This is a genomic window from Scytonema sp. NUACC21 (assembly GCF_054684315.1).
On sequence record NZ_BAAFZH010000078.1, the window covers coordinates 12,486 to 38,878 of the forward strand.

Annotated in this window: 20 protein-coding genes and 2 pseudogenes; 6 read left to right on the forward strand and 16 right to left on the reverse strand. The window is 41.4% G+C overall.

Going from position 1 to position 26,393, the window contains the following annotated elements; genetic code table 11:
* Positions 1–113: 113 nt before the first annotated feature.
* The 10 genes and pseudogenes from ACYRY3_RS16645 to ACYRY3_RS16690 all read right to left on the reverse strand — a co-directional run.
* Positions 114–440 carry an MbtH domain protein gene (locus tag ACYRY3_RS16645; protein ID WP_460202740.1) on the reverse strand — a complete coding sequence of 109 codons (327 nt, stop codon included), beginning with the start codon at positions 438–440 and terminating at the stop codon, positions 114–116.
* A gap of 36 nt (positions 441–476) precedes the next feature.
* Positions 477–794 carry a hypothetical protein gene (locus tag ACYRY3_RS16650; protein WP_460202741.1) on the reverse strand — a complete coding sequence of 106 codons (318 nt, stop codon included), beginning with the start codon at positions 792–794 and terminating at the stop codon, positions 477–479.
* Between the two features lie 56 nt (positions 795–850).
* On the reverse strand, positions 851–1,885 hold the full coding sequence (locus ACYRY3_RS16655; protein ID WP_460202742.1) for a methyltransferase: 1,035 nt from the start codon (positions 1,883–1,885) through the stop codon (positions 851–853).
* Between the two features lie 460 nt (positions 1,886–2,345).
* The gene (locus tag ACYRY3_RS16660; RefSeq protein ID WP_460202743.1) at positions 2,346–3,386 is read right to left on the reverse strand and encodes a methyltransferase; all 1,041 of its coding nucleotides are present in this window, start codon (positions 3,384–3,386) and stop codon (positions 2,346–2,348) included.
* Between the two features lie 105 nt (positions 3,387–3,491).
* Positions 3,492–4,370 carry an SDR family oxidoreductase gene (locus tag ACYRY3_RS16665; RefSeq protein ID WP_460202744.1) on the reverse strand — a complete coding sequence of 293 codons (879 nt, stop codon included), beginning with the start codon at positions 4,368–4,370 and terminating at the stop codon, positions 3,492–3,494.
* 186 nt (positions 4,371–4,556) lie between these two features.
* Positions 4,557–5,936, reverse strand: a complete 1,380-nt coding sequence (locus ACYRY3_RS16670; protein ID WP_460202745.1) for an MATE family efflux transporter — start codon at positions 5,934–5,936, stop codon at positions 4,557–4,559.
* A gap of 25 nt (positions 5,937–5,961) precedes the next feature.
* Positions 5,962–6,978: a sucrase ferredoxin gene (locus ACYRY3_RS16675; RefSeq protein WP_460202746.1), complete on the reverse strand. Its 1,017-nt coding sequence runs from the start codon at positions 6,976–6,978 to the stop codon at positions 5,962–5,964.
* Between the two features lie 690 nt (positions 6,979–7,668).
* The gene (locus ACYRY3_RS16680; RefSeq protein ID WP_460202747.1) at positions 7,669–8,562 is read right to left on the reverse strand and encodes a TauD/TfdA family dioxygenase; all 894 of its coding nucleotides are present in this window, start codon (positions 8,560–8,562) and stop codon (positions 7,669–7,671) included.
* Positions 8,563–8,615: 53 nt separating this feature from the next.
* Positions 8,616–9,995, reverse strand: coding sequence for a cytochrome P450 (locus tag ACYRY3_RS16685; RefSeq protein WP_460202748.1), 1,380 nt, complete (start codon positions 9,993–9,995; stop codon positions 8,616–8,618).
* A 38-nt stretch (positions 9,996–10,033) separates the two neighbouring features.
* Positions 10,034–10,384, reverse strand: a pseudogene (locus ACYRY3_RS16690) (cytochrome P450); the annotation flags it as partial.
* 2 nt (positions 10,385–10,386) lie between these two features.
* Between ACYRY3_RS16690 and ACYRY3_RS16695 the strand changes: the two are divergent.
* Positions 10,387–10,488, forward strand: a pseudogene (locus ACYRY3_RS16695) (DUF561 domain-containing protein); the annotation flags it as partial.
* Positions 10,489–10,542: 54 nt separating this feature from the next.
* Here ACYRY3_RS16695 and ACYRY3_RS16700 read toward each other — a convergent pair.
* Entirely contained in the window at positions 10,543–11,667 is a 1,125-nt protein-coding gene (locus ACYRY3_RS16700) for a DegT/DnrJ/EryC1/StrS family aminotransferase (RefSeq protein WP_460202749.1), read from the reverse strand.
* 318 nt (positions 11,668–11,985) lie between these two features.
* Here ACYRY3_RS16700 and ACYRY3_RS16705 point away from each other — a divergent pair, with 318 nt between their 5' ends.
* Entirely contained in the window at positions 11,986–12,762 is a 777-nt protein-coding gene (locus ACYRY3_RS16705; RefSeq protein ID WP_460202750.1) for an ABC transporter permease, read from the forward strand.
* A gap of 45 nt (positions 12,763–12,807) precedes the next feature.
* On the opposite strand, the gene ACYRY3_RS16710 is transcribed toward ACYRY3_RS16705, so the two are convergent.
* Complete coding sequence (locus ACYRY3_RS16710; protein ID WP_460202751.1) at positions 12,808–14,634, reverse strand: hypothetical protein; 1,827 nt, start codon at positions 14,632–14,634, stop codon at positions 12,808–12,810.
* 806 nt (positions 14,635–15,440) lie between these two features.
* Here ACYRY3_RS16710 and ACYRY3_RS16715 point away from each other — a divergent pair.
* Positions 15,441–16,679 (forward strand): ATP-grasp domain-containing protein, encoded by a 1,239-nt coding sequence (locus tag ACYRY3_RS16715; protein ID WP_460202752.1) that lies wholly within the window; start codon positions 15,441–15,443, stop codon positions 16,677–16,679.
* A 10-nt stretch (positions 16,680–16,689) separates the two neighbouring features.
* A complete protein-coding gene (locus ACYRY3_RS16720) occupies positions 16,690–17,571 on the forward strand; it encodes a succinate--CoA ligase subunit alpha (RefSeq protein ID WP_460202753.1) in 882 nt (293 codons plus the stop codon).
* Between the two features lie 268 nt (positions 17,572–17,839).
* Here the strand turns inward: ACYRY3_RS16720 and ACYRY3_RS16725 are convergent, their stop codons facing one another.
* From ACYRY3_RS16725 to ACYRY3_RS16735, 3 genes are all read right to left on the reverse strand, one after another.
* Positions 17,840–19,705, reverse strand: a complete 1,866-nt coding sequence (locus ACYRY3_RS16725) for an ABC transporter permease (protein WP_460202754.1) — start codon at positions 19,703–19,705, stop codon at positions 17,840–17,842.
* Positions 19,706–19,764: 59 nt separating this feature from the next.
* On the reverse strand, positions 19,765–21,624 hold the full coding sequence (locus ACYRY3_RS16730; RefSeq protein WP_460202755.1) for an ABC transporter permease: 1,860 nt from the start codon (positions 21,622–21,624) through the stop codon (positions 19,765–19,767).
* A 767-nt stretch (positions 21,625–22,391) separates the two neighbouring features.
* Positions 22,392–22,559 (reverse strand): hypothetical protein, encoded by a 168-nt coding sequence (locus ACYRY3_RS16735; protein ID WP_460202756.1) that lies wholly within the window; start codon positions 22,557–22,559, stop codon positions 22,392–22,394.
* Positions 22,560–22,907: 348 nt separating this feature from the next.
* Between ACYRY3_RS16735 and ACYRY3_RS16740 the strand changes: the two genes are divergently transcribed.
* Entirely contained in the window at positions 22,908–24,281 is a 1,374-nt protein-coding gene (locus tag ACYRY3_RS16740; RefSeq protein WP_460202757.1) for a sulfatase, read from the forward strand.
* Positions 24,282–24,299: 18 nt separating this feature from the next.
* Positions 24,300–25,277, forward strand: a complete 978-nt coding sequence (locus ACYRY3_RS16745; protein ID WP_460202758.1) for a formylglycine-generating enzyme family protein — start codon at positions 24,300–24,302, stop codon at positions 25,275–25,277.
* 371 nt (positions 25,278–25,648) lie between these two features.
* On the opposite strand, the gene ACYRY3_RS16750 is transcribed toward ACYRY3_RS16745, so the two are convergent.
* On the reverse strand, positions 25,649–26,203 hold the full coding sequence (locus tag ACYRY3_RS16750) for an MgtC/SapB family protein (RefSeq protein WP_460202759.1): 555 nt from the start codon (positions 26,201–26,203) through the stop codon (positions 25,649–25,651).
* Positions 26,204–26,393: the final 190 nt, after the last annotated feature.

Genomic DNA, 26,393 nt, shown 5'->3' on the forward strand with positions numbered 1-26,393 from the left:
CCAAGCGGATACAACAGAAACTATTTACGTTGATTTGCGCGACAGTTGCTGCAACTTTGGTCATATGTGCAATGCACTGCCTGGTTCACCTGTAGTTCAAATTCAAAACAGCATCATCCTTTTACAGGTTCAAGGTGTCCCTGACCTTCCAGTGTTGCCAGGTCAATATCTGCAATGCATCTAACTTTTACGTAGTTCAGTGTCAAATCACCAACTATGTGAACCTGACCCTTTTGGTTCTCAAAGTCAGCTTCATTAAAATTAGAGGCTTCTGGATGGAGCCTAACACCTAAATCAGTTCCTCCTTTAGTATTAGTGAATTTGATATGAACATATCCACGGTCAATACACTCTTTTAAAGCAGTAGCTGTTTTTTTAGGTCGTAAGCTTGCTTCGACAGGATGCTCCCCTTGTGACAATCGTTGTACTAACTCGTTCATAAAAGTGTCTTCTCCTTAAGAATTACTTTTTTTGTCTTAATTTGCTGATGCTCTGACCTCTACAGCCTCATAAAAAGGAATCTCGAATTCAAGAGTCTTTTGGCAAAACTCTTTCCATTCGGGAGTGACATTGTCAAAAATGATATTTTCGTCTTTGAAAATTCCATCTGTGACTATGTAGTTTTCTTGGAGATAGAGAAAGTCGTCATCAGTTAGCTTCTTTTTGACTTCAACTTGCTGACCATCAATTTCTTTCTTATCTTTCCTTGTATTTTCAGCATTCTCAGTCCACTGACTGAACTGTCGTAATTTTTTGAGAGAGTAGACTTTGCAATATTTTCCCATTGTTGTCATAGTGATACCTCATTTCACAATTTTCAAGAAACAGTAAACAGTCATGACTAAAATAGTTAACTGTTAACTGTTTTAACTCCCTCAATAATGCAGAATTCCGTTTTTGTTGGGATAATTTTGGTGAGATGGAAGCCGGCAGATTCAAACAAGTCTCTGAATTCGGCTTCAGTACGCTCCCGTCCACCAGGGCACATTACCAACATATGAACATCTCCAAACTTGCTCCCAGAAAGCTCGTTTCCAGGAACTATTACGGCTTCTATCACTAACAATCGCCCTTGTTCTTTCATGGCTTGATGACAGTGCTTAAGAATGGCGATCGCCCGCTCGTCATCCCACAGATGAAGAACTTCTTTGAGTAAATAAGCATCTCCACCTTCCGGGACAGCCTCAAAAAAGTTACCCTCTATGAATTGACAGCGATCGTAAACAGATGCTATGTCTGGTGAACTCTTAGCTTCATCAATCACTTTTGGGAGCTCGAACAATACTCCTGTCATGCTGGGGTTAGCTTCGAGGATAGCAGCAAGAAGCTTACCTGCTCCACCACCAACGTTAACTAGCTTGCCAATTGATGAAAAATCGTAAGGCTCCAATAATGGGGCATAGACTTCTTTTGAAGAGATGTTATGAAACAATTTTCTGGCGACAGAATTTTGCTCGTAATACTCAAATAAACCCATGCCATACAAATGCTCAAAGGCACATTCCCCTGTCTGCACGCTATACATTAAATTTTCCCAGGCTTTATAGTAATACTCCTCGCCCCGGATAATTGCGTTATTCCGTATCGAGCCAGGAACGTTACTCTGCAAACAATCTGCTAATGGAGTAAGCTCAAAGCATCGGGGTTGTGTCTCAGTAAAAATTCCGAGCCCAGCAAGAAATCGTAACACTCGATAAAGAGAATCGCTGTGAGTATTTGTTGCAGCAGCTAAAGCATCGCAGTGCTGAGAACCATCTTGGAGCAAATCAGCAATACCAAGTTTTGCGACAACATAAATCATCCGTGAAATACAGTATGCATGTACCCAATGTCCCATGCTTAACGGAGACTGAAAGGTGCTAGGCTTAAACTTTGATAAAACCATGATTTTTCACGCTTTCCCTTAAGTGTTTGTCTTTTGAAAGCTTTCAAGAGCAACTTTACCTTTGCTTTGAGTATTTATCTGGATATAATCCAAGACAATAGCCTCAATTCTGATTTTTTAACTTCCAAGTTTTTAGTATGCTTGCATTAAAACTTCGGTCAGGCATGATTTTTTTCAGCATCAAATCAAGCATTAGAAACATTTGTTCCTTGGACAAAAACAACGCGTTTTGGGTTGACTAATATTAAGTCCGGTTAATTAGTTATTATTAAACAATCTGTGCAAAAACCGGAAAACCCTCTCCCCATCTCCCCATCTCCCCATCTGCCTTAATGATAAGTCTTTACCCGGACATGATATAACTTCCAAAGCCTCTAGAATTGCACCTACAACTTGTTCAGGAGACATTCCTATGCGATTTAATCTAATCAACCCCTTTACAAAAAATAACTGTCTACTGTTAATTAATTATTTTAACTCCCTCAATAAAGCTCATTTCTGATTTCGTTGGGATAATTTTCGTGAGTTTGAACCCAGCAGATTTAAACAAGTCGCGAAACTCAGCTTCAGTGCGCTTTCGTCCACCAGGACACATAACTAACATATTTACGTCCGAGAACTTACTCCCGGTAAAGTCGTTCCCAGGAGGAATTACGGCTTCTATAACTAACAATCGCCCTTGTTCTTTCATGGCTTGATGACAACGCTTGAGAATGGCGATCGCCTGCTCATTACCCCAATTATGAATAACATGCTTAAGTAAATAAGCATCTCCATCTGACGGGACAGCCTCAAAAAAGTTACCCCCTATCAGTTGACAGCGATCGTTAACAGATGCTGTTTCGCATGAATTTTTGGCCTCATCAATCGCTTCTGGGAGATCGAACAACACCCCTGTCATGGTGGGGTTAGCTTCGAGAATAGCAGCAAGAAACTTACCTGTGCCACCACCAACGTCAACCAGTTTGTCAATTGACGAAAAATCATAAGCCGACAATTGTGGAATATGTCCCTCTTTAGCCATCGAAGCGACAGCCTGATGGAAGATTTCTCCTGCAACAGGATTTTGCTCGTTGTACTGAAACAAATCCATGCCATACAAATGTTCAAAAGCACTTTTTCCTGTCTGCAAGCTATACATTAAATTTCCCCAGGAGTTGTAGTAATGCTCTTCGCCCCGCATGATTGCCTGATTCCGTATAGAGCCAGTAACGTTGCTTTGCAAACAATCTGCTAGTGGGGTTAATTCAAAGCATCGGGGTTGTGTCTCTGCAAAAATTCCGATCCCAGCAAGAGCTCGTAACACGCGATAAAGTGAATCACTGTGGGTATTTGTTGCAGCAGCTAAAGTATCGCAGTGCTGAGAGCCGTCTTTAAGCAAATCAGCAATACCAAGTTTAGCGACGACATAGATACACCGTGAAACCCAGTAAGCGTGTACCCATTGTGTAGGGGTTAATGGAGACTGTATCTTGCTAAGCTTAGAGTCTGATAAAACCATGATTTTTCTCTAAATTCCTTGAGTGTTGTTATTTTGAAAGCATTCGAGCGTGGATCTACCTCGGCTTGGAGAATTTAGTTGGATATACAAAACAAAGAGATAGCTTCAATTCTGATTTTTTAACTTCAAACTTTTTAGTATTCTTGCATCAAAACTCCGAGCAGGTATGATTTTTTTAAGCATCAAATTAAGCATTAGAAACATCTGTTCCTTAGCCAAAAAATAACGCGTTTTCGGTTTACTAGCTTCTAGAGCCTCTAAAATTGCATTTGCAACTTGTTCAGGTGGCATTCCCGTGCGATTTGATTTAATCAAACCCTCGACAAAGAATTTGTAGGCATCACCATACATAGCTCTAGCTTCAGGTGACATATTGGCAAAATTTTTCTGAAAGCTTTCTTCCACCTTATCCGGCGCGGCTGAAGCAATCGAGCCTGGTTCAACCAAAATCACTTCAATACCCCAAGGATCTAATTCCATCCTCAACGCATCTGTAAATGCTTCCAATGCAAACTTGGAAGCACACAAGGCAGAGACGAATGGGAAAGCTATTTGGCCGCCTGTTGAACCAATGTTGACTATCCGACCTTTTGCTTTTCGGATTAATGGTAAAAATGCCTGTGTAACAGCTATTTGTCCGAAGACATTGACTTCAAATTGCCACCTGAGGTCGTCAATTGCAATATACTCCACGGGCCCATCTACCAACAGACCTGCATTATTCACCAATCCAACCAGCCCTTCATCACCGACAGCTTGTGAGACAGTATCTGCTGCAAATTTAATCTCTTCTGCTTTTGTAACATCCATCAAGATTGGTGTCAAATTAAAAGATGCATCATGCTTGAGTGATTCAGCATCTTTTTCTTTACGCACCGCAGCAAAGACACGATATCCTTTTTTGTCAAGTAAGAGCGCGGTTGCTCGACCTACTCCTGTGGATGTTCCTGTAATCAAAACAGCACCTTTTTGTGTCTGAACCATTTTTGTGACCCTCATAATATTAAGTCCGGTTAATTAGTTATTATTAAACAATCTGTGCAAAAACCGGAAAACTCTCTCCCCATCTCCCCCTCTCCCCATCTGCCTTAATGATAAGTCTTTACCCGGACATGATATAAGTGGTAGGACATATATCTGCAAGATAAAAAATCAAAAAAATCTATTTTTTCAGGTTGTTGATGCAGTTTTTCTTTGCATATGGCTAAAATTGTGAAACTCTTTTACTGTTAATTTAAGTGCAATTAATATAATAATTGTGTCTGTTAATACCATACCATAATATATACCATTTAAACCCATGAACATTGATAATGTTATTATGCTAGGAATAAATAAAATGAGACTTCTTAAAATAACTATAATAGCAACTATTTTTCCTTTACCTATAGATTGAAAGAGCACTACACCATAGGAAATAAAGGGCATTATTGGTATCAATAAATTAAGAATACGAAAGTTAATTAAATGAGAGTTAGTAAAAGTAACGTTTGGTAACAACCAGCCTAAAAATGTTTTTGGAAATAATTGTAAAGGTAGCCAAAATAATGTTAACAAAGTAATGACACCAATAACAAAAGTTAAATAAGCCTTTTTAAGCCTGTCGTAATTTCTGGCTCCATAATTTATGCCTATCACGGGTTGTAAGGCTTGTGTAAATCCATTTAAGGGAATCACTGCCAACGAAGTTAATGTCAGTGTTACTCCCAAGAAGGCTATATCATTTTGTGTTCCATAGCGAGAAATGGATTGAAAAACTACAAAACTTTGAATTAGGCTCATAACTGGAGTCAGTAGCTCTGAGATTCCTACTGACAAGATATCAGGCAGTAAATCTACTGCTATAACCAACTTTATAGGATGAACTGGAATAGAACTTTTCCCAGACATAAAATAGGTTAATATGACAATACAGTAAACAAGCATTGCAATCACTGTAGCGAGGGCTAATCCCCGAATTCCCCAGTGAAAGATACTAATAAATATGGTGTTTAAGATAATGTTAATAATGACAAAAACAGCAGCAAATATCATAGATAATCTGAGTCTACCCTCAGATTTGATAAGATGGTTAGCAGAAACCGCTATGATACAAAAAACTGAACAAAGCATATAAGTCTTAAAAAATTCTGCTCCATTTGAGGCAACATCACCACTTCCTCCCATAAATATAACTAATTCTTCACCAAAACTGTAGCCAATAATTGTCAGCACAAAGGAGATAACAACACCTATTACTATTAAGTTGCCAAATATTTTGGACTGAGTGTTGATATCTCCAGAACCAATAGCTCGGCTGAGAACAGAAGCAGAACCTACTCCAACTAAGTAAGCAGAACCACCTATAATAGAAGTTAGTGGTGAAGCAAGAGATATACCAGCGACGGCAGTTTCACCAATCAGTCGTCCTGCAAATAAAGCATCAACAAAGGTGCTTGAGCTTAGTAGCAGCGTTCCCAAAATACCGGGAGTTGATAACTTGAACATCAGTTTAAGGAGATTGCCTTGGAGGATCTCATTTGTGACTTGAGATTGTTTTTGGGAAGTCATTTTTAGGTTCTTAGCTTGATGCTGTTTACTCAACTTTGACCAGACGGCTAACGCGATACTGCTTCACCGCTTTCAACTCCATCTCTTTTCCAGAGCTAAGTGTGCTCATGACCTCACCACTGACTTCAACTCTGGCTTCATAGGCACCAGATCCACTTCCATTAGGAGCAGCAAAATCAATACGTACTTCCGCCGAATCAGGCTCCTGCCCTTGACCAACTTGCGTGCCAGTTTTCAAGTAATCGAGCCAACCCCAACCCAACTGCATCCAGATTTCCCGTTCAGCAATTTGTTCAAACTTGGTTAAACCTGCCCATCCTCGGTAGAATGGACGCAATTGTAAAACTGAACCATTTCTCTTGACTAGTAAATCAAGGACTTCAGGTTCTAAATGTCCCCATAAGCACCCTTGAGGTAAATCAGCTAGAGTCGGAGCAAATTGATGACCGCCAAAGTGAGTTGTTTGCCATACTCTTAAATTTCCGTTGGCAGCTGGCGCGTATTCTTTACGTAACCGACGATATAGAGGAGTCCCAAATCTACCACAAGCAAGGTCAACCTGAGCATGGGTGCAAACCATAAGTTCGCGGATATGACTGGTTTGTTGCTGATACTGCTGAAACTTTGATAAATTGTTGGGCTGTTGCATTAACTGCTTGAGTATTGCTGTGACTAAAGCAGTGGCTTCTCCTTCTGGGACAATAAACTCCTGCTTCTCAAACTGAGAAAATAACTTGGTAGGACGATAGTAGTACAGCACGCGGGTAAAGCCTGGGTGAGAGTACTCGCGATCGGGAGCAATCAACATTGGTCTGAGTTTGACCTCATGCTTGACAATTAACTCTTGGAACAAACCCATCAATGGCTTGATTGTTGGATTTTCCTGAAAGAGGTTTTGGGACCAAGGTTGCGGAAGTTCCACAATCAACCAATGGTTGCAAGTACCTGCTGTACCAATAGGATCTTCGCCGTTAATTTTGGAAACAAACGAGCAAAAATGACAATCTGTTATGGGAAGTCGATCGGTCTGTTGATTTTGCAATTCAAACCCCTCCTGAAAAAAAGCTGTGAGTCGTCTGGGTTCTTAAACCCAAGCCCTTAGAATTTATCATTTCAAATAAATTACTTATTGAATCAAACTCAATCTATCTCTTAATCAAGTTCTAATCTCTTTCGCAAACGACCATAATAAAGAAATAAGAGTGTCAGTCTTTTTGTATGTAGACTTTAGTAAAAATACGGTGTCCTTGCTTGGTAAGCTTGAACGTGGTTGCTCAACCGAAATCTGTGGATGTTCCTGCGATCGCCACAGCACCTTTTGTACTCCTAACATATCTGTTACATTAAGTCCGGTTAATTAGTTATTATTAAACAATCTGTGCAAAAACCGGAAAACCCTCTCCCCATCTCCCCCTCTGCCTTAATGATAAGTCTTTACCCGGACATGATATTACCTCTACAAGTAATAGATATTTAGCCGTCAAAGGACAAATTCAGAAATTTGAAATCTATTAACTGAACAGAAAACAACTCTAGATACTTAGTACAGACCACCGTAAAAAAGTCAGTTTAATCCGCATAATAGAGGTACGTTCCTAGATGTTTGATTTTTTGTGTCACCCTACAAAAACTATCAGCCTCTATTTCCAACCTCTGTTTACGGTGACGTGTACTTAGCAGTTTAATGGGAGTTATGTTGATGTCGTTCTGTACTAAGTCATTTTGCCATCCATTAGTCTAAACTCAAATTACTTAGAACAGTGAATATCTGCCGTCGATTATCTTTGAATTCGCGACGACCATGCATAAATCTCGAATTATCCATCATAACTAGATCGCCAGCTTGCCACGGTATTTCTTCTGCAAACTTGTCGTACAGTTTCTGAAGTTCGTCAGCGACTTCGTCAGGAAGCTTTGAACCATCTTCAAAAATCTCTCCTCTCTGTTGTCCATATTTGTAAGTTGGCCAAACGTCGTTGCAAAATGCATATTGATTCCCAAATTTCGTTTTTACTACTGCTGAATCACGATCTTTTGTAAAAATTGTACCATCTTCATTTATGTGATAACTAAATCCCTCAAATTTCTCTACCAACCTGTCCAATGTTTGCTTGCAATCATCAAGAGTTTCACCACTGTAAAACCATCGATTTAACTCATCTAATGGTACATTATCATACTCAAACTTTAGTTTTTTATCAAGAAATAACTGTTTCGTATGTTTGCTCATCTCCTTCCATATCCGGACACCGTCCCAAAATAGAGTTTCGCCTCCTTGTACGGGCGTTTTACAGCCAAACCAAATAACATCAGGTCGAATGATAGGAAAACTAGCTAGCTCAGCATGAGGATACTCAACACCCATTCCGCTATCTACCAAGTTAACAAAATCAACCGAGTCAACACTTGTTTTTGTGGGGTCTGTAATGTAGCTACAACTGAATTTTTCAGAAAAATCTTTCATCAGCATGGGGGTTACCCCAAAACCTCGAAAAAGGATGACTCCAAATGATTTGAATAGCTCAAGAGTTTCCGTTTTAGAAAGGCGTAAAATATCTTCACAATCGTTAGTACTGTATACTATTTTTCCGCTTCCTGTTCCTAATGACTCAATTTTATTCATCATGGCTTTCATTTGGTATTTTTTGCATTAACAATTTACCGCAAGACAAACGCATCTTACGCTGAATTAGCAACGAACTGCTGTGGCTTTGCTGGGCGCTGACGTTTACCAATAATTACCATTTCCAAGCCACTAGCTGGGGGATAGTTAACACCTCGAACCTTGGGTTTTTCCACTCTTTTTTCATCGGCTAGTGCGAGTTGATAGCGATAGAGAATTGTTGCTAAGACGAGCTTCATTTCAAACAGCGCTAATGCCTCACCGGGACAGCGACGAGCGCCACCCCCAAAGGGTAGAAATTCATAAGGAGAGTATTGTCGCTCCAAAAAGCGCTCTGGCTTGAATTCCTTCGATTGTGGGTATAAGTCCTCACGCTGATGTGTCAGATAAATACAGCCTCTGGTAACTGTACCTGGACTCAATTCATAGCCCATCACTTCAATTGGTGATTCTACTAATCGTGGAAATGTGATGACCTGAGTTGGGTAAATTCGTAGTGCTTCGTTACAGACGGCGCTTAGGTAAGATAGCGCAGCAATAGCCATAGGATCTGGGGATTTACCAAGAGTGTCGAGTTCTGCTAGCAATCGTTCACGAACAGCGGGTAAACGGTGAATCCAGTACAATGCCCAAGTTATAGCAGTGGCTGACGCATCTTGACCCCCTAGTAGTAATGATGGGAACAAATCCCGTATATCTTCATTGGTCATTGGTTGACCTGTTTCATCGCAAGCAAACAATAGTTCTGAGAGGACATCAGTGCGGGAGGGATCTGCTTGCGCTCGACGTTCTTCAATTTCGGTGTAGAGTAGTTTGTCAAATTGTCGCTGGAGGTTCTGCCAATATCCCCACGGACTCCACCGACCTAAATCCTTTCGCAGAAAGGGATAGGATAGGGACAACCCCAACCAACGAGACCGGGCAAAACTTAATAAATTGGAAAGTAGTTGCCTAAATTGCTCATAACGTTCTCTCTCACATAAACCAAACAAAGCTTGCAATATCACCTCTAGGGTAATTTTTTGCATAGTAGGGTAGGCATAAAAAGATTGGGCAATTGCTAGCTCGTTCATGACTTTTTCTGCAACTTGACAAATACGCTGCCCATATGAATGTACCCGATTGCCATGCAAGGGAGGCATCAACAACTGACGACGATGTTTGTGGCGCAAGCCATCAAGCATAAGTAACCCATTGTTTCCCACTAGTGGCGCGCCGCCTTGGTTTAACTTACCAGAAGCTGTAATTTCTTTGGCACTCGTAAAAATCTGCTTTATTCCCTGTGGGTTACTGACTATTACTAAAGGTGTAGAACCAGCCATAATAGTGAAAATATCACCGTAGCGATCGCTTATTGTATCCATGAGGTTAAGGGGATCGGTCTCAAATTGACGGAGCAATCGAGAGGAAGCTTTTGGTCCAGGCGGTAATTTCATAAATATTTTTTTGTAATTGTTTCATTATTGAGCTTGTATTAAATTGAACTTACAACCAATGGCTGCGACTGTCCTTGATGCTGATGTCGGCTATGTATAATCATTTTCACGCCACCAGCCGGGTAACAAATGAGACCTCCAAACTTGGGACGTTCAGGTTGTTTACTGACTAGTTCTAATTGATAACGTGAAAGAATGGTTGCTAATACAAGCTTCATTTCAAACAGGGCAAAAGCTCCGCCAATACATACACGAGAACCGCCGCCAAAGGGTAAAAATTCGTAGGGAGAGAATTGTTGTTCTAAAAACCGTTCTGGATTAAATTCTTTGGGATGTGGGTATAAATCTTCACGCTGGTGCGTAGAATAAATATTGCCAATGAGTACTGTACGTTGGTTCTGCTATTAACCAACTCAACAGCGAAGTTGCTATGATTGCTGCCGTGCGTGGATTGGTAGAAGCATTGGGAAGTGCAATTGCGGTTAAAAATTAGTAGTTAGTGGTTGGTAGTTAGTAGTTAGTAAAACCACTAACCACTAACCATTTCCTAACCCAAACAGTCCTTTAAAGCGTGAATGACTTGCTCCTGCTGTTCTTCTGACAATTCTGGGAACATGGGTAAGGATACAACTTCGTTACAGGCTTGTTCTACAACTGGCAATTGTCCCAGTTGATATCCCAAACTTTCATAAACTGGCTGCAAATGCAATGGGTGGGGGTAATACACCATTGTGTTGACTCCCCGTAGTTGTAATTGATTGCGAAGCCAGTCTCTTTGGTTAGCTAATACACGAATGGTATATTGATTCCAAACTCCCATGCCTCCAGCTAATTCTTGGGGTGTAATGATATTGGTGAGTTGGCTGAGAGACTGATGATAACGGGTAGCAACTTTTCGCCGTTGATTATTCCAAATATCTAAATAAGGTAATTTAACTTGCAAAATAGCTGCTTGAATAGCATCTAAACGACTGTTAACACCAATTTCCTCGTAATGATAGCGATTTCTCTGACCGTGCTCTTTGATTATCCTTAGCTTTGCGGCAATTTCCGGGTTATTGGTTGTTATTGCCCCACCATCGCCACAACCTCCCAAATTTTTTGTTGGGTAAAAACTAAAGCAACCAATGTGCCCAATGCTGCCCACTTTTTGCCCTGCCCAACTTGCACCTGTAGACTGGGCACAATCTTCTATAACAACTAAATTGTGAGATTTTGCAATCTCCATCAATCTTGTCATATCTACAGGTTGACCAAAGAGATGAACTGGAATAATTGCTTTGGTTTTTGGTGTAATGGCTGCTAAGATTTGCTCTACATCTAAGTTAAATGTGGTGGCATCAATATCAACAAATACGGGTTTTGCACCTACAGCACTAACAACTTCCGCAGTGGCGATAAAAGTAAAGGGTGTGGTAATAACTTCGTCACCTGCGCCGATATCAAAAGCTCTAAGTGCCAAATATAAGGCGTCAGTACCAGAATTACAGGCTACACATTCGCTAACACCAGTATAGGCTGCAAACCTTTGCTCAAAACTCTCCACAATAGGACCGCCGATGTAACGACCAGAAGCCAAAACCTGTAGAACTGCTGTACTTACCTCTGCCTCAATATTGGTGTATTGTTGCTTAATGTCAAAGGCGGGAACGGAATTAATGCTTTGAATCATGAGTTTTAATCTTAATTTGAAGATAGATATCAGCGAGGAATTTTTGCTGATTGAATTCAGTCAAAAAACTGCGATAAGACTTGTGTCTCAAAGACTGGGTGCAGGAGTTTTTACTTAGAGGTTTTTATCAAGAAAACTACCTTTTGTTAGGGTAAAAATGATATGTACCCATCAAGAACAAATACTGGGAGTGAAAGTTCCTGAGTTATAGGTTTGTTTTCTGTTTGGTAGAGACGCTTCAAACATCGCGTCTGTACATTTATTATGGGTACCACTAACTACTAACCACTCACCACTAACAACGGAGGTATAAAACTCATGCAGGATTTAATCAAGCTAGATTTGGTTGATTTAGCTTTGGCTGTTACCTTCATGGGGGTAGCTATAGGGTTGTCTGCATGGGAAAAAATCGGACTAGAGCTAAATTTAGCTCTTGCTACTGGAAGAACCATCCTACAACTTGCAGTACTGGGATATGTTACAGAGTTCATCTTTGCACTTGACAATCCTTGGGCTGTTTTGGGGATTTTAGCAGTAATTCTGACAATTTCGGCGATTGTGGCACGAAATCGCATTGATCAAAAAATACCGCAGATGTTGCCTTTAGTGTGGGGGTCAATTTTTATCAGTACAACCTTGACAATACTGTATACTAATGCTTTGATAATTCAACCGGACAAATGGTTTGAACCCCAATACATTATTCCTTTAGCAGGGATAGTGTTGGGTAATGCTATGAATGCTGCTGCGATCGCCGGAGAACGTTTCGTCAGCGCCATTGATTCGAGTCAATTAGAAATAGAAACCCATTTAAGCTTGGGCGCAACTCCACAGCAAGCAATTGCCCAATATCGAAAGGAAGCTGTCCGCGCTGGGTTCATGCCCACACTCAATCAGATGATGATTATAGGTTTGGTGACCCTACCTGGAATGATGTCCGGGCAGTTGTTGAGTGGTGTTAACCCTCGCGAAGCCGCTTCCTACCAAATTCTCATTATGTTTACGATCGCTTTCGCCAATCTGCTAACAACATTGTTAGTAACTCGGGGGATTGGTCGTCAATTTTTTAACTCTGCCGCCCAACTCGTGAGGTAGGAGTCAGCCTTTCCTCCCTCCCTCACTCCCTCCCTCACTCTTCCCTCAACCTACTGGATTGTGAACGGAAATAGCATTGCCTTGAACGTCATAAATAATCAGGGGTAAGCCGGCATTATCACTGATGATTTCCAAAGCCTGCTGTAACTTTTGCCAGTAACTAGCTTCTTCCGTGCCAGTATTTGTACTGCTTTGATTGCTGGCATTGGCAAAACTAGTTTGCATGATTCGTTGGTACTCTGGCGTTAACTGGACAGAAATCCCTTGCTTATCTACGGTATAATTGCAAACTCGAATTGTACTGTAACAGGTTTTGTTTAAATCAGTACGGGTTCTTTGAACCAGAGTGACGGCTTGCAATTTTTCCTGTGCTTGCTTGAGGGCAGTTGAGTAAGGTGCTACCAGAGCCTGGGCTTGATTGTAATACATACTATCGCTAGACACTTGCTTGGCAGCGTTGACAGCCCGATCCCAATATGAAACAGCCGCTTGCAATTGATTTTGTTGTTCGTATCGCTTGGCAAGGTTCGCTGTATTAACAGCTTGGTTATAGGTTTTGGCTGCTAATAGTTCTTTGGTAGCGTGAATGCGTGCGGCAGTTAAGTACGGTTTGTACTCTCCTAACAGCTTTTGTGCTTCTCTATAAGCTGAACTCGTTGGCGGAATTGCTGCCAAAGCATTGACTGCTACTTGCCAAGTAGATTGCACTTTTTGCAATTCTGGTAAGGATTTAGCAGTGGCGTCTCGTTTGGAAGCTTCCATCGCTACAGCTTTTGCTGCACTCAATTTTTTCATCCATTTTTCTTCTGCAAGCAATTGGTGCTTTACAGCTTTTAAATGGCTGCGATAAATTAATAGTTTGGGTTGTACCAATTTGTAAATTTCACTATTGGAATTGATAACTTCTAGTGGTGCGATCGCAGCCCGCCATAGCTTTTGTCTGTTTTCCAATTCCTGTATACTGCTAGCTGGGGTTTGACTTTTTTGTACCGCTACTGACCCCGCCTCAAATGCTTTAACTACTTGGCTGAGTTTTTCTGCCTGTCCGGACAAATTTTCTGAGAGTTTTTCTGCTTCTTGATGGTAAGGCGACCAAAAAGGAACTTCTTTGAGGGATGAACTGGTTGTTTCAAGTTGCTTTTGCATATTCGGCAATTCTTTTTCAGAATTGGCATTCAACTTGAGTTGTCGCAATGACCCTTGTAACTGCCTTGCTGTTTGTAGTTCTTGACACTCGAACATAGAGCAAGGACGAGTCAGGAGGTAAGCAGCGCAACCTAATGCTGTAACAACGGCTAAGGCTACACCCACCAAAACAGTTTTGACTTTGCCTGCTGGCTTGGATGAAGTATAGGTAGACAGATCCGGTGCATCTGCCATTGGATCGTATGCCTCATCTGCCGGTTCATCTAAGGAGTTGGAATCTTCATCAGAAGAGTAGGAATAAGACGTGGCGAGTGCCTCGGAAAAATTCAGCGAGTCTCCGTGTCGCTGCATCTCGTTCTCTTCATACCCCCCATCCTCTTCCCCTAACCCTAGTTCTTCAATTTCAAACGCATCGAAGGTTACAGGTTTTCGCAGAACTATGGAGCTTTTGGTGTAAGGCAACTTCTGTCCAATGACTCGCAGGAAAAGTTCTACGTGCTGTTCTTGCTGACCTGGTAGTGACTGCAGTGCTTCCTCAAGGACTGCGAATACTGTTTCTGTACTGGCTGCTACACCCACTGGGTGTTGAGCTAATACCATTAACTGGTCATTTTTCACAGCGCACTTCACCTGAAATAATTCACCAGATGGAACTTCTGCACGTAACTGTTCTTGTAAAATTTGAGCTAAGAACTGTAAATCTTCTTGCTGGGCTGCTACTTTCATAGACCCATCCTGCTCATCTATATTTTTTTTATCGATAGTGCTAGATGCACGGCTTTCATTTTTTGAATAGAGATACACAGCTTAACCAACCATATTTATAAATAGGAGTGAACCAACTTTTAACACAAACTAGCCGTTTCTACCCAAGAAAAAAATTCTTTTCAACCATCTTACACAACCTCACCAACACTGTCATAAACGTAGTATTCCAAACTTTTGCTCTAAACTAACAAAGTTTTTCAGAAAATGAAGAGTCGTTGGTAAAAACTTAGAATATTGGCAACTGTGTGATTCCCTAACCCTTAGACTTTAAACCCCAAACCCCTATTAAAAAGTTTGCTGCTAAATTTTACAATTCTATCGGTTATGTCAATTTTGTGTAAAAAATGGGAATAATAGGATTTTTATGTATTTAGCACTGTGTTGAATGTGTCTGTTACAATGCAATAGATCGGTTTGGCTGCACCTTCTATCGTTATCTATTTAATGGTTATTTCTCGTTGTCACAAGTATTGTGCAATAATATACGATTCAGTCGATGTAAAAGGTCGCCATGTGACTTTATGAGGCTTCAAGCAACTTCCGGTTAAATTACAGGGATGGAATCATGTGATTTATTACACGATGGATGCAGGGAAACTTTATCTAGGTAATTCCCGATCGCATTGACTGAATTCGATAAAATTGAAAGGGTCAATAAGTATTTATAGCTAGGTTAGGTTTGATTCCTTAATTAGGGTGCAGCGCTTGTGTTTCAGACAGCACCGCAGCAACCCTTAAAATGTGGCAAATAAGGTGTATGTCATATGGATTTACTAGAGTATCAAGTAAAAGAATGGTTTTCGGAAATAGGCATTCCTGTATTGCCCTCCCAACGAATCGACCATCCAACAGACTTAAAACGTTTAAAAATCAGCTATCCGATTGTGCTAAAATCCCAAGTGCATGTGGGCGAACGAGCAAAAGCTGGTGGGGTGAGATTTGTAGAAACAACGATTGATGCGATCGCGGCTGCACAAAATATTTTTAATCTGCCGATTTTGGGTGAATTACCGGAAGTGTTATTGGCAGAAGCGAAGTACGATGCCGAACAGGAATTTTATCTAGCCGTTGTTTTAGACACAGCCGTCTGCAGACCCATACTATTAGGTTGTACGGAAGCCGACATAGATTGGGATTGGGAAGTGGTAGGAGAAAAGATGAAACACGTTGTTGTGGATCAAGAATTTTCTCCATTTTATGCCCGACGATTGGCGCTAAAAATGGGCTTGCAAGGGTCATTAATGCAGTCCGTTAGCACCGTTGTAGAAAAAATGTACCAGTTATTTACAGAAAAAGACCTGGATTTGATCGAAATCAGTCCCTTGGGAGTCAGTTCTTCCGGTCAGATTATGGCTCTGAATGGTACTGTTAGCGTTAATGAGCGAGCAATAGGACGACATCCAGATATTGCTGAAATTGCCACCAAAATTGCCAACCGCCGTACCAAGAATGAGACAGTTAGGAACTTGGGTGACTGGGATGTGGTAGAAATGCACGGTAAGATAGCAATCTTGGGTAATGGCGCTGGTTCAATGATGGCAACTTTAGATTTAGTGGTGAATTCAGGTGGCAAACCGGGCGTTTGTTACAACGTGCGCCATGCTTCTGTTACCGATACCGCCCCAACAACTTTTAAGGGTCGCTTGGAAAAAGCCTTGAACAATTTGGCTGTTGACAAAAGTACTCATGTAATACTAATTAACTTCCTAGGTAGTATTCCTCAAAGTGAGGAAGTTGTGGAAAGTATTGGCAATTTTGTAGAAAACAGCACAAGCGCATTCAAGCCACAATTAGTGAGGGCTAATGGCAGTAAACATCGCCGGGATAACCATTTTCCCCGCTTGGTTGTGCGTCTTGCCGGTTCTGAATTTGAGACAGCTAGAAAGTACTTAGCAACACTCAAAACCCCAGGTGATGCGCCTGTGGTGGTAGTGTCCAGTCTAGATGAAGCTGTGGCAGAAGCAGTCCGTTTTGCCAAAGCAACTATACATAAAAGGTTTTGACCAATAATTTATGAATGTAACGCCAGACAGCAAAGTCATCATCCAAGGTTTTTATGAGTACATTACAGTCACTCACGTGACTCAAATGAAAGCCTATGGCACAAATTTGGTAGCAGGGGTCAATCCTGGATGTGGCGGTCAGCAAATATACGGGTTGCCAGTCTATGACTTGGTTGATGAGGTGGTGGAAGAATATCGAACCATTGATACTACAATCATTTGCGTACACCCATACCAAGTTTTAGACGCAGCATTGGAAGCGATCGCAGCAGGTATCCGCCAGATTATCATTATTTCTCCTGGAGTGCCACCCCTTGATATGGTGCAACTGCTGCGGAAAGCCGAGGCAACAGAAACATTAGTGGTAGGACCAAACAGTCCCGGCATCATCGTACCGGGGAAAATACTTTTGGGAACTCAACCAAGTGAATTTTATACACCAGGTTGCGTAGGAATCCTCAGCCGCAGCACAACTTTAACCTATGAAGTTGCCAGGGAACTCACCCATGCTGGTTTGGGACAGTCGATTAGTGTCAGCATTGGGAGTGATGCGATCGTCGGTTCATCTTTTTTACAATGGCTGGAAATTTTAGATGAGGATGAAGCGACCAAAGTGATTGTCCTCGTTGGGCAACCAGGTGGAGGTCGTGAAGAAGCAGCAGCCCGATACATTGCTGAGGCAATTGATAAACCAGTTATTGCCTACGTTGCAGGAACACAAGCACCGCCTGCAAGACAATGGCGTCAGACTGGCACTCTCGCCGCCGTCATAGGACGCGACCCCGATTTTGGTACGGCAAAAAGCAAAGTCTCTGCTTTTTCTCACACAAAAGTTCCAGTCGCTGAACGTCCCTCTCAAATTCCAGAATTGGTGAAAAAAGCTCTGAAATAGGGAGTCATCAAATTTGTAGGGTGGGCACTGCCCACCATTAGACTCTCAAGGATACCCGTTCCATAACAATGTATCAAGATTAAAATAAAATGTTATCATAAAAAACTGCGTTCTGCCGCTATGCTGTAGCGAAGCTATCGCGTCTCCTGCGGATGTTAAATCAGGATTGAAAGGTTCGTAGTTGTGATGCATGCGTTCGCCGCTCTTGCGTGCCGCAGGCCAGACAGCGCTACTACGAACCTAAAAGTGTTTGAGGTAGTTACTACAATTAGTTTTTCGCCAACATTGCTTTTGTTGCAGATTCGCCTAAAATTCTCAGCTGCTTATTCAAGTGCAAAATTAACAAGGTTAAAACTGTTAACTCTCCCAGCCAAGCTACAAAAACTGTTGGTGCTGAGGCATATTCCAAACTAGCCCAAGGAAAAGAGGAAAATAACCAAATAATAGGCGATTGAGCAGGTCTAATATCAAGCATTCCTAATGCTATTAGAGGTAAGAAAAAGAGTGCAGCTACTATAACAATTGCCCAGATAAAACGTTGTTTTGTTTTCATCAATAGCACCCTTTGTACTACAGTGCTATAAATCATCATCAACGTGATAAACATAGCCACCCCCAAAATGGCACTTAACCTACCCACGTCATTAATCAACCAATCTAGATTATGAGTGTGGTTAAAGTTTAAAGCAGGTGCCAGTAATATCCAAATGACAAAAGGGGCAGTGAAGATCGCAAGGTTAATCAGCATTGCCACCAATACCGGGCTTTTTTCACCAAACAGCAAATCAGCTAGTAGGAAGTTTTTCTTAACACTTTGCTCGCTGTCAATATTTTGGTGTCGATACCTTGCCCAATCTTGTACAGTTTGACGGTGAGGTGAGAGAATTGCAAGTAACCCAAAAAACAGCACCAAGTTAAAGAAGAGAAACCATCCAAAATTCCAGGCAATTTGATAGTTGATGGGGAAATAATTTTGCGTATGTTGTAGAGTAAATCCCCAAAGAAGGGCTTGAGTGAAAGCGACTATCAGATAACTTTGACCCTTGCTAAAGAGAGTTGCATTTGGGTTACGGAAACAACGCGTCCACCCTTGTCGCAACCAGTAAATCCACAATCCGTAATTTAATAAATGCAAACTCATCAAACCAAAAAAGCTTTCTCCTACCGGGATATAAAAAAACTGCACTTTTTCAAGCTCTTCCCACCGATATCGATAGAGGAACAAATTTGGAAAAAGATATCCCGTCATGTCAAAGGGGCTGAAAAACTGAAACCAAATAACTGAGCTTTTTACATATGGGCCAGACCATATTGTCTGCATTGTCAAGAGCAAAAAGAAGAGCACTGCCCCACTCGCTAACCAAGGTTGAAACCCACTAAACCAACGGCAAAATAAACTAAAGAGGAGTGCAGCGCTGAAGAATAAAGTACAGCAAGCAGCCATGACAGCCCAAAAACTCAAAATATGGCTGGTGGCAATATTTGCGCCACGTCCTGCAAATAAATGTAAAGGCACTGCTGCTAGAACAGCTAGATAGATGAGGATGGGAACACCTAAAATTTTGCCAGTCAAAATACTTGTTTCTAATTGAGGGCTGAGGCGAATAAAATTTAGGGTGCCGCGTCGTTCTTCTGTTGCTAAGTTACTAATTAGCAAATAGGTGCCTGCTACTAACACCGTAAAGATAAAAACGACAGTGAGTGTAGAGAATATATATTCCCAATGCTCACGCCACCACATTTGCATATCGATTTGATTTGTCGGGCAGTACTGGCTCGATAAATCACTTATTTTGTCCTGCAACTGGTTGATTTGCGATTGCAATTCCCCAATTTTGCTTTTTTGAGGTGGGTTAGCACTTCGATAATTATCCATTAATCTGTAAAGGCTGTCTAATTGCCGATTCAGAGGTTGCCGTTTTTCTATGTATTCTGCACGAACAAGACAGTATTGTCCTTCTGCTGAATAGTATCTACCTGGTAGTTCCCGTAATTGATAGAGGAATAGAATAACTTGACATAACAAAGATATAACAACTGCGATCGCAACATTAAAAACTTTCAGACGTCCTTTGAGTTCTCGAAATAATTGCGGGTTCCAATCACCTATTTGGTTTATTACATTGTGCATCATAAAAGGGTTTCCATCTTCTGAGTGGGGGTGGGCATTGCCCACCGATATGCCGATTATTCCTAACGTCCTGCTAGCAATGCCTGGGTGGCAGACTCTCCTGCTAATTTAACTTCACGGTTCAACTTGAACATTAGCAATACCAGTATGCTGAACTGAACTAGGAGAACTGTAGAAATTGTGCTAATTGATGCCTCTGCTATGCCTACCCAAGAAAAACTTGTCAGCAACCAGAAAATATGGGTCTGACTGGTAGAAATGTTGACTATTCCTAAAATCATGGGTGGTAAGAAAGCTGCAGCAGCGATCGTTCCAATAGCCCATAAACTCCGTTTGGAAGTTTTCATTAATAGCAACAGTTGGGCAATGGTGGCGTAAATCATTATCAAACTTGCGAACAACCCTACAGCCAAAATTCCCTTTATCCTTTCAGAAAGGTTAATTTGATCGCAATCCCAAAGTAGAATCCAAACTATGAAAGGGGTTGCAGTGATGATAAGATTGATGGCAATAGCAACCAAAGCTGGGCTTTTTTCACCTCGAATCAAATCTTCCCACAGAGAGCTTTTTCTAAAACTACTGCTGCTAGAGACATTTTGATGTCGATATCTTGCCCAATCTTGTACAGTTTGACGGTGAGGTGAGACAATCGCTATCAAACCCAAAAATACCAACAAAGTTAAGGGATATATCCAGGCTACATAGCTTTGAATAAAATTTATCGAATAGGAACCGAAAGTTTCAGTACCTCTGATGTAGAAACCTAAGTTAAAGATTTGCCAGCAACCTATCACGAAATAACTTTGAGATTTGCTAAGAATGGTGTTATTTGGATTGCGAAAACAACGAGCTAATGCCTGCCACAACCAGTAAGTCCACAAGCCGTAATTAAATAAGTGCAAGGTAACGACAGCAAAAGCGCTCTTACCAACTTGCCAATTGAAAAATTGTAATCTCTTCAGCGGTTGACCATTATATTCACTCAAGTTATTGGGAAAGAGATAATCTGTTATGTCAAAAGGGCTGAACATTCTCAACCAAGCAGTTTCAACCAGATAGCTACCTGACGATCCAGCCAGACCTACTGTAATTAACAAGAATAGTAGAACTGCGCCACTACCCAACCAAGGTTGAAATCCACTAGACCAGCGACAGCATAAACCAAAAAGTAGTGCAGCGCTGTAGAAGAAAATGCAGCAAGCAATCAGGACAGCCCAGAAGCCCAAGATATGACTTGTGGCAATACGACTGGCAAATCCAGCTAACCAGTGAAAGGGCACTGCTGCCAAAACAACCAGATAGATTAAAATCGGCACACCTAACATTTTGCCAATGAAAAAACTTTTTTCCTGTAAGGGACTGAGGCGAATAAAATTTAGAGTGCCATGTCGTTCTTCTGTTGCTAAATTATTGATAAGCAAATAGGTTCCTGCGACTAATAGTGTGAAGATAAAAATCACACTCATTGTAAAGAAAATATATTGCCAATGGTCTTGCCACCACATTTGCATATCAATTTGGTCGATAGGACATAATTGATTGCTTATCCTTTCGTGGATGTTGTTTTGTTTATACTGTACCTGCGAGATTTGCGATTTAACTTCCTTAAGTTTAACGGCATCGTACTCACTAACACTACTGTAGCGTCGGAATAATTCTTGAAGCTGTTGATATTGCTCTGTTAGTTCTTTTTCAAATTTGATTCTTAGCTCTTCGTAAGTTAAACCTAGTTTGCAGTATTTATCGTAGACTAAATATTTATCTCCTGGAAGTTCCCGTAATTGATACAAAAAAACAACCAACTGAACAAGTAAGGATGTAGCAACTGCTAAAACAGCAGGAAACACTTTTAAGCGTCCTTTGAGTTCCCGAAGAAATTGCGGGTTCCAATCACCCAATTTGTTTATCACATCACTTAACATTCTGGAAATACTCCACTCAATCAATTTTGTTGTTTGTCATTTGTCATTTGTCATTTGTCATTTGTTGTTTGTCATTTGTCATTTGTCATTTGTTGTTTGTTGTTTGTCATTTGTCATTTGTTGTTTGTTGTTTGTTGTTTGTTGTTTGTCATTTATCATTTGTTATTTGTTGTTTGTCATTTGTTATTTGTAAAATACTAATGACTAATGACTAATGACTAATGACCAAGGACTAATGACCAAGGACTAATGACTAAGGACTAATGAAGCTAGGATAATCGTGCCGCAGTGTCTTAATCACCACCGAACATTGCTGCGACCTTTGCACTCCTCGATAGACAACCGTCCTACAACCTAGATACAGCTGCTCAACCAAGGTATAGCCAGAAATTTTTGGGAATTGTTGTGCTAGAGAACTCATAGGTTTAGGAAGAGGGCTTTGATTTCACTAGGATTCCCCAAAGTTATTATTTAGTTAACAGGTAAACCAACAGCACAACTATTTATTATGGGGAAACTTTCCACGACACTGTTGGAGAAATATTGCTTAACATTGTTACGATCCGGTATTACAGCTGTTTCTTTAGCAAGGAAGAATGCTTACAGAAATCGCTCAAGTATACAATAGCCTGGGAAAACAGCGCAGAGCGCTCGCTGTATTATGTGGCGAAAATAAGCTAAACCCAAACTGTGCCGAGATAAGATCGCTTCTCAACCTATTCATACTCTACCATTGCACCGATAAAGATGTATCCGCAACCAACAAACTACAGCAAGCGGTGTCTTAAAGCGCCTACCAGATTCCCGCGATAAAGCATATGCAGCAATAGCGCTGCAAACAAATCAAAAAACCTGGCTTCAGGAACACCCAGGCGATTGCAACCATCCCGGTTACTGGGCGGCAATAATTTTGGTAGGAAGTTGGCTTTAATCAATTCTTTACTCCCATAATCTCAATAAACTCGGCAATTGGTACATATCTTTAAAGACTAACTTTGCCCCAGCCGCAATCAGAGAATCGTGATGTGAAGAATTGCTCAATACTTATCACTCACATTGGCAAATAGTTCTAAGTGCTTGACTTTGTCTTACTGCCCATGTGATACTCCTATCTGTAATATTTAATCCGGTAATTCAATCGATTTATAGTAGTTAATAGAAAAATTAACTTTAGATTTCTAGTAAGAGCGCAAGGTCTTGCTCTTACGATGTACCTCATTTACCTAAAAAATGCTGTATTAAACCTCATTCAATTTGTGTAGTTTGATAAAGGAGATTAATTAATGACACAGCAGACGAGTGGCAGCATGAATCGCCGTAAATTTCTAGGTATGACAGCTGCAAGTACTCTTTTAGTAACAGGGGGTGCAAATCTATTTTCAACAGCGACAGCCCAATCTCGTCGTCCGAATGTACTGTTCATTTTAGTTGATGATATGGGGTGGGGCGATTTAAGTATTTACGGGCGGTCAGATTATGAAACCCCAAATCTAGATCGACTGGCACGAGAAGGAGTACGTTTTACTAATGCCTATGCGAATCAAACCGTTTGTACTCCCACACGAGTTGCTTTCTACACGGGGCGGTACCCTGCTAGACTACCTATTGGCTTGCGGGAACCTCTTAGTAATATTTCACAAGCTGGTAGTAGTGTTGGATTACCACCCAGCCATCCAACCGTTGCCTCATTACTGAAAGCAAATGGTTATGAAACTGCTTTAGTTGGTAAATGGCACTGTGGTTATCCACCTAACTATGGTCCTCTCAAAAGTGGTTTTGATGAATATTTCGGAAATTTAAGCGGTGGGATTGACTATTTCAGCCATAAAGACGGAAGCGGTGTAGTGGATTTTTATGAAGGCGAACTACTCGCAGACCGTCCTGGATATGCTACAGACTTATATACACAAAGAGCGGTTGAATTTATTCAACGTCAGCGATCGCGCCCATTTTATCTCAGCCTTCATTACAATGCACCTCATTGGCCGTGGGAAGGACCAGATGATGAAGAATTAAGTCGTGATTTTTACAATACTAATAGTTATACAGCAGGAGGGTCGCCAGAAATTTATGCTGCAATGGTGAAGAGCCTAGATGAGGGAATAGGCAAAGTATTGCAGACATTAGAAGAAAGCGGGCAAGCAGACAATACTTTAGTCATTTTTGCAAGTGATAATGGTGGAGAACGGTACTCTTACTTTGGACCATTCCGAGGAAGAAAAGGCAGTTTATACGAAGGTGGCATACGAGTGCCTACTATCATTCGCTATCCCGGCGTAACTCAAGCCAATCAAGTGAGCGCTCAGGCGATCGTGACCTATGATTTAACTGCAACAATTCTCGCCGCCACTAGAACAAAATCCGATCCAGACTATCCACTAGATGGTCAGAATTTACTTCCACTGCTACGCGGTAGACGAAACGTGTTCCCTCGAACCCTGTTTTGGCGCTACAGAGCAGCACCATCAGCAAGGCAAAAAGCTGTGCGAAGCGGCAATTGGAAGTATGTGAGTGTGGAAGGTCAAGAGTATTTGTTCAATTTGTCAAACGATCCGGGAGAAACAACAGATCTCAAAGATAGTTATCCAAAGATATTGACATCTTTACGCAACCAATTTGAAAATTGGGAACTTCAAATGTTGCCTTACGAATCTTAATGACGTTGCAAGCAGTTAATGAAACAACACCGACACAGCCAGACAGCGATCGCCAAACCCAATCCCAGCCCGCCAGGAAAACCGCCAGACAAAGATATGGTTTGGATTCCAGGTGGTACATTTTCAATGGGGTCAGATCGTCATTACCCTGAAGAAGCACCTACACAGCGTGTTACCGTTACCGGATTCTGGATGGATAAATACACTGTGACTAACAAACAGTTTCAACGATTTGTCAAGGCAACTGGATACGTTACTGTTGCCGAACGTCCACCCAATCCTCAGGATTATCCAGGAGCTTTACCAGAATTACTAGTTCCCGGCTCTCTAGTGTTTCAGCAGCCACTTCATCCAGTTGATTTACGCTCCTGTAGCTGGTGGAGTTATGTTCCCGGCGCAAACTGGAGACATCCAGAAGGACCGGGTAGCTCAATTAAAGGACGGGAAAACTATCCAGTTGTGCATATTGCTTATGAGGATGCTGAGGCATATGCAGCATGGACTGGTAAGGCATTACCAACTGAAGCACAATGGGAGTTTGCAGCGCGTGGTGGTTTAGAAGATGCTGTTTATGTTTGGGGTAACGAGTTTTCAAACAGCAAATTATTAGCTAATATCTGGCTAGGAGAGTTTCCGTGGCAAAACTTAAAATCCCACCCGCCCCGACCTGAACCAGTTGGTTCTTACCCTGCAAATAATTATGGCTTGTATGATATGGCAGGTAATGTTTGGGAGTGGACAGTGGATTGGTACAGCTCGCGACCTCAGTTATCCAAACCAAAATCCTGCTGTATTCCAGTAAATCCTAAAGGTGGCACTTTGGAGGAAAGTTTCGATCCGGACTTTTCAGAAATCCGAATTCCCAGAAAAGTCTTAAAAGGCGGATCGTATCTTTGTGCGGCGAACTATTGCTTTCGTTACCGTCCAGCAGCCCGTCATGCAGAGACAATTGACACTTCAACCTGTCATATTGGATTCCGTTGTATATCAATATAGAGAAAATGAACCGCAAAGACGCTAAGAGCACGTACTCCGAAAGAGTTGCTGTAGGCTAGAAGGAGGGCGAACAAGCGTTCGTTCCTATAATCTATTTTATAGATTGGGGAATAATGTTGTTTCAATGAAACTCCTTGGGTACGATATGCTTTGATTTTGCCTTCCTTTTCTGTGCGTTCAAGGGTTTTGGAGCACACTCCCAATCGTTGGGCAGCCACTCTTGGTGGTACATACTTCGACATTTCCGCGTTTGTAAACTACATCTCATTATCTAGAAAATGTCTTATTTATTCGAGAAATGTCCTTGTTTTTTGCTGAGAGTATTTACTCCTATTCCATTGCACCAAGTAGTGCCTTTATGTGCTCAAGTACTAATACTTAATATCGTCTATTGTTGTCTCTGACTTTGCTGTTTCCTCTGACTTAGGGCTTTGACGGATTAAATTCGACTTTTTGAGTTTCTTGACTACACTCAAAACCATTAGCGCTAAGAGGGTGCCTATCAGACTCATTTGCCATAAACCACAACCAGATGCAGCTCCCAATCCTCCCGCAAGCCAAATACTTGCTGCGGTAGTTAGCCCCTTAATTTCTTCCGTACCGAAGTCCTGCCTTTGTTGTCGCAAAATTATTCCAGCTCCTAAAAATCCGACGCCTGTTGCTATTCCCTGAGCAATACGAGCCATAGCATTGAGAGCCGTAGAACGAGCCAAAACATTATCAGTCAAACTCCCGTCAGACGCTACTTGCAAGGGAATCATCACAAAAAGAGCAGCACTCAAACTAACTACCATAAAAGTTCTTAACCCAGCAGGTCTACCAGTCCGTTGACGGTTCATGCCAATTGCACCACCAACTAATAGAGCTACAACTAGCCGAAAACTGATACTCTGCCAATCACTAGGACTAAAAAACATCTCATTCATTGGCTGCATCTCCAAGAGAACTAAAGCACGTATCCTTGAGTCCACATTAGTACTAAAGAAAAGGCTTTGCTGATTGATAGGTTGAAAATGTCAAAGCACTGGTGCCCAGACGCAAAAAAGCTTGGCATCTTGGCGTGAGGCTAAAAAACCATTCACACACAGGCTTGGGTAACACCAAAGAAAAACTGAG

Coding starts and splice junctions, on each gene's coding strand:
- ACYRY3_RS16645 (WP_460202740.1), bottom strand. CDS start 440: ATGAACGAGTTAGTACAACGATTGTCACAAGGGGAGCATCCTGTCGAA.
- ACYRY3_RS16650 (WP_460202741.1), bottom strand. CDS start 794: ATGACAACAATGGGAAAATATTGCAAAGTCTACTCTCTCAAAAAATTA.
- ACYRY3_RS16655 (WP_460202742.1), bottom strand. CDS start 1,885: ATGGTTTTATCAAAGTTTAAGCCTAGCACCTTTCAGTCTCCGTTAAGC.
- ACYRY3_RS16660 (WP_460202743.1), bottom strand. CDS start 3,386: ATGGTTTTATCAGACTCTAAGCTTAGCAAGATACAGTCTCCATTAACC.
- ACYRY3_RS16665 (WP_460202744.1), bottom strand. CDS start 4,370: ATGGTTCAGACACAAAAAGGTGCTGTTTTGATTACAGGAACATCCACA.
- ACYRY3_RS16670 (WP_460202745.1), bottom strand. CDS start 5,936: ATGACTTCCCAAAAACAATCTCAAGTCACAAATGAGATCCTCCAAGGC.
- ACYRY3_RS16680 (WP_460202747.1), bottom strand. CDS start 8,562: ATGATGAATAAAATTGAGTCATTAGGAACAGGAAGCGGAAAAATAGTA.
- ACYRY3_RS16685 (WP_460202748.1), bottom strand. CDS start 9,995: ATGAAATTACCGCCTGGACCAAAAGCTTCCTCTCGATTGCTCCGTCAA.
- ACYRY3_RS16700 (WP_460202749.1), bottom strand. CDS start 11,667: ATGATTCAAAGCATTAATTCCGTTCCCGCCTTTGACATTAAGCAACAA.
- ACYRY3_RS16705 (WP_460202750.1), top strand. CDS start 11,986: ATGCAGGATTTAATCAAGCTAGATTTGGTTGATTTAGCTTTGGCTGTT.
- ACYRY3_RS16710 (WP_460202751.1), bottom strand. CDS start 14,634: ATGAAAGTAGCAGCCCAGCAAGAAGATTTACAGTTCTTAGCTCAAATT.
- ACYRY3_RS16715 (WP_460202752.1), top strand. CDS start 15,441: ATGGATTTACTAGAGTATCAAGTAAAAGAATGGTTTTCGGAAATAGGC.
- ACYRY3_RS16720 (WP_460202753.1), top strand. CDS start 16,690: ATGAATGTAACGCCAGACAGCAAAGTCATCATCCAAGGTTTTTATGAG.
- ACYRY3_RS16725 (WP_460202754.1), bottom strand. CDS start 19,705: ATGATGCACAATGTAATAAACCAAATAGGTGATTGGAACCCGCAATTA.
- ACYRY3_RS16730 (WP_460202755.1), bottom strand. CDS start 21,624: ATGTTAAGTGATGTGATAAACAAATTGGGTGATTGGAACCCGCAATTT.
- ACYRY3_RS16740 (WP_460202757.1), top strand. CDS start 22,908: ATGACACAGCAGACGAGTGGCAGCATGAATCGCCGTAAATTTCTAGGT.
- ACYRY3_RS16745 (WP_460202758.1), top strand. CDS start 24,300: ATGAAACAACACCGACACAGCCAGACAGCGATCGCCAAACCCAATCCC.
- ACYRY3_RS16750 (WP_460202759.1), bottom strand. CDS start 26,203: ATGAATGAGATGTTTTTTAGTCCTAGTGATTGGCAGAGTATCAGTTTT.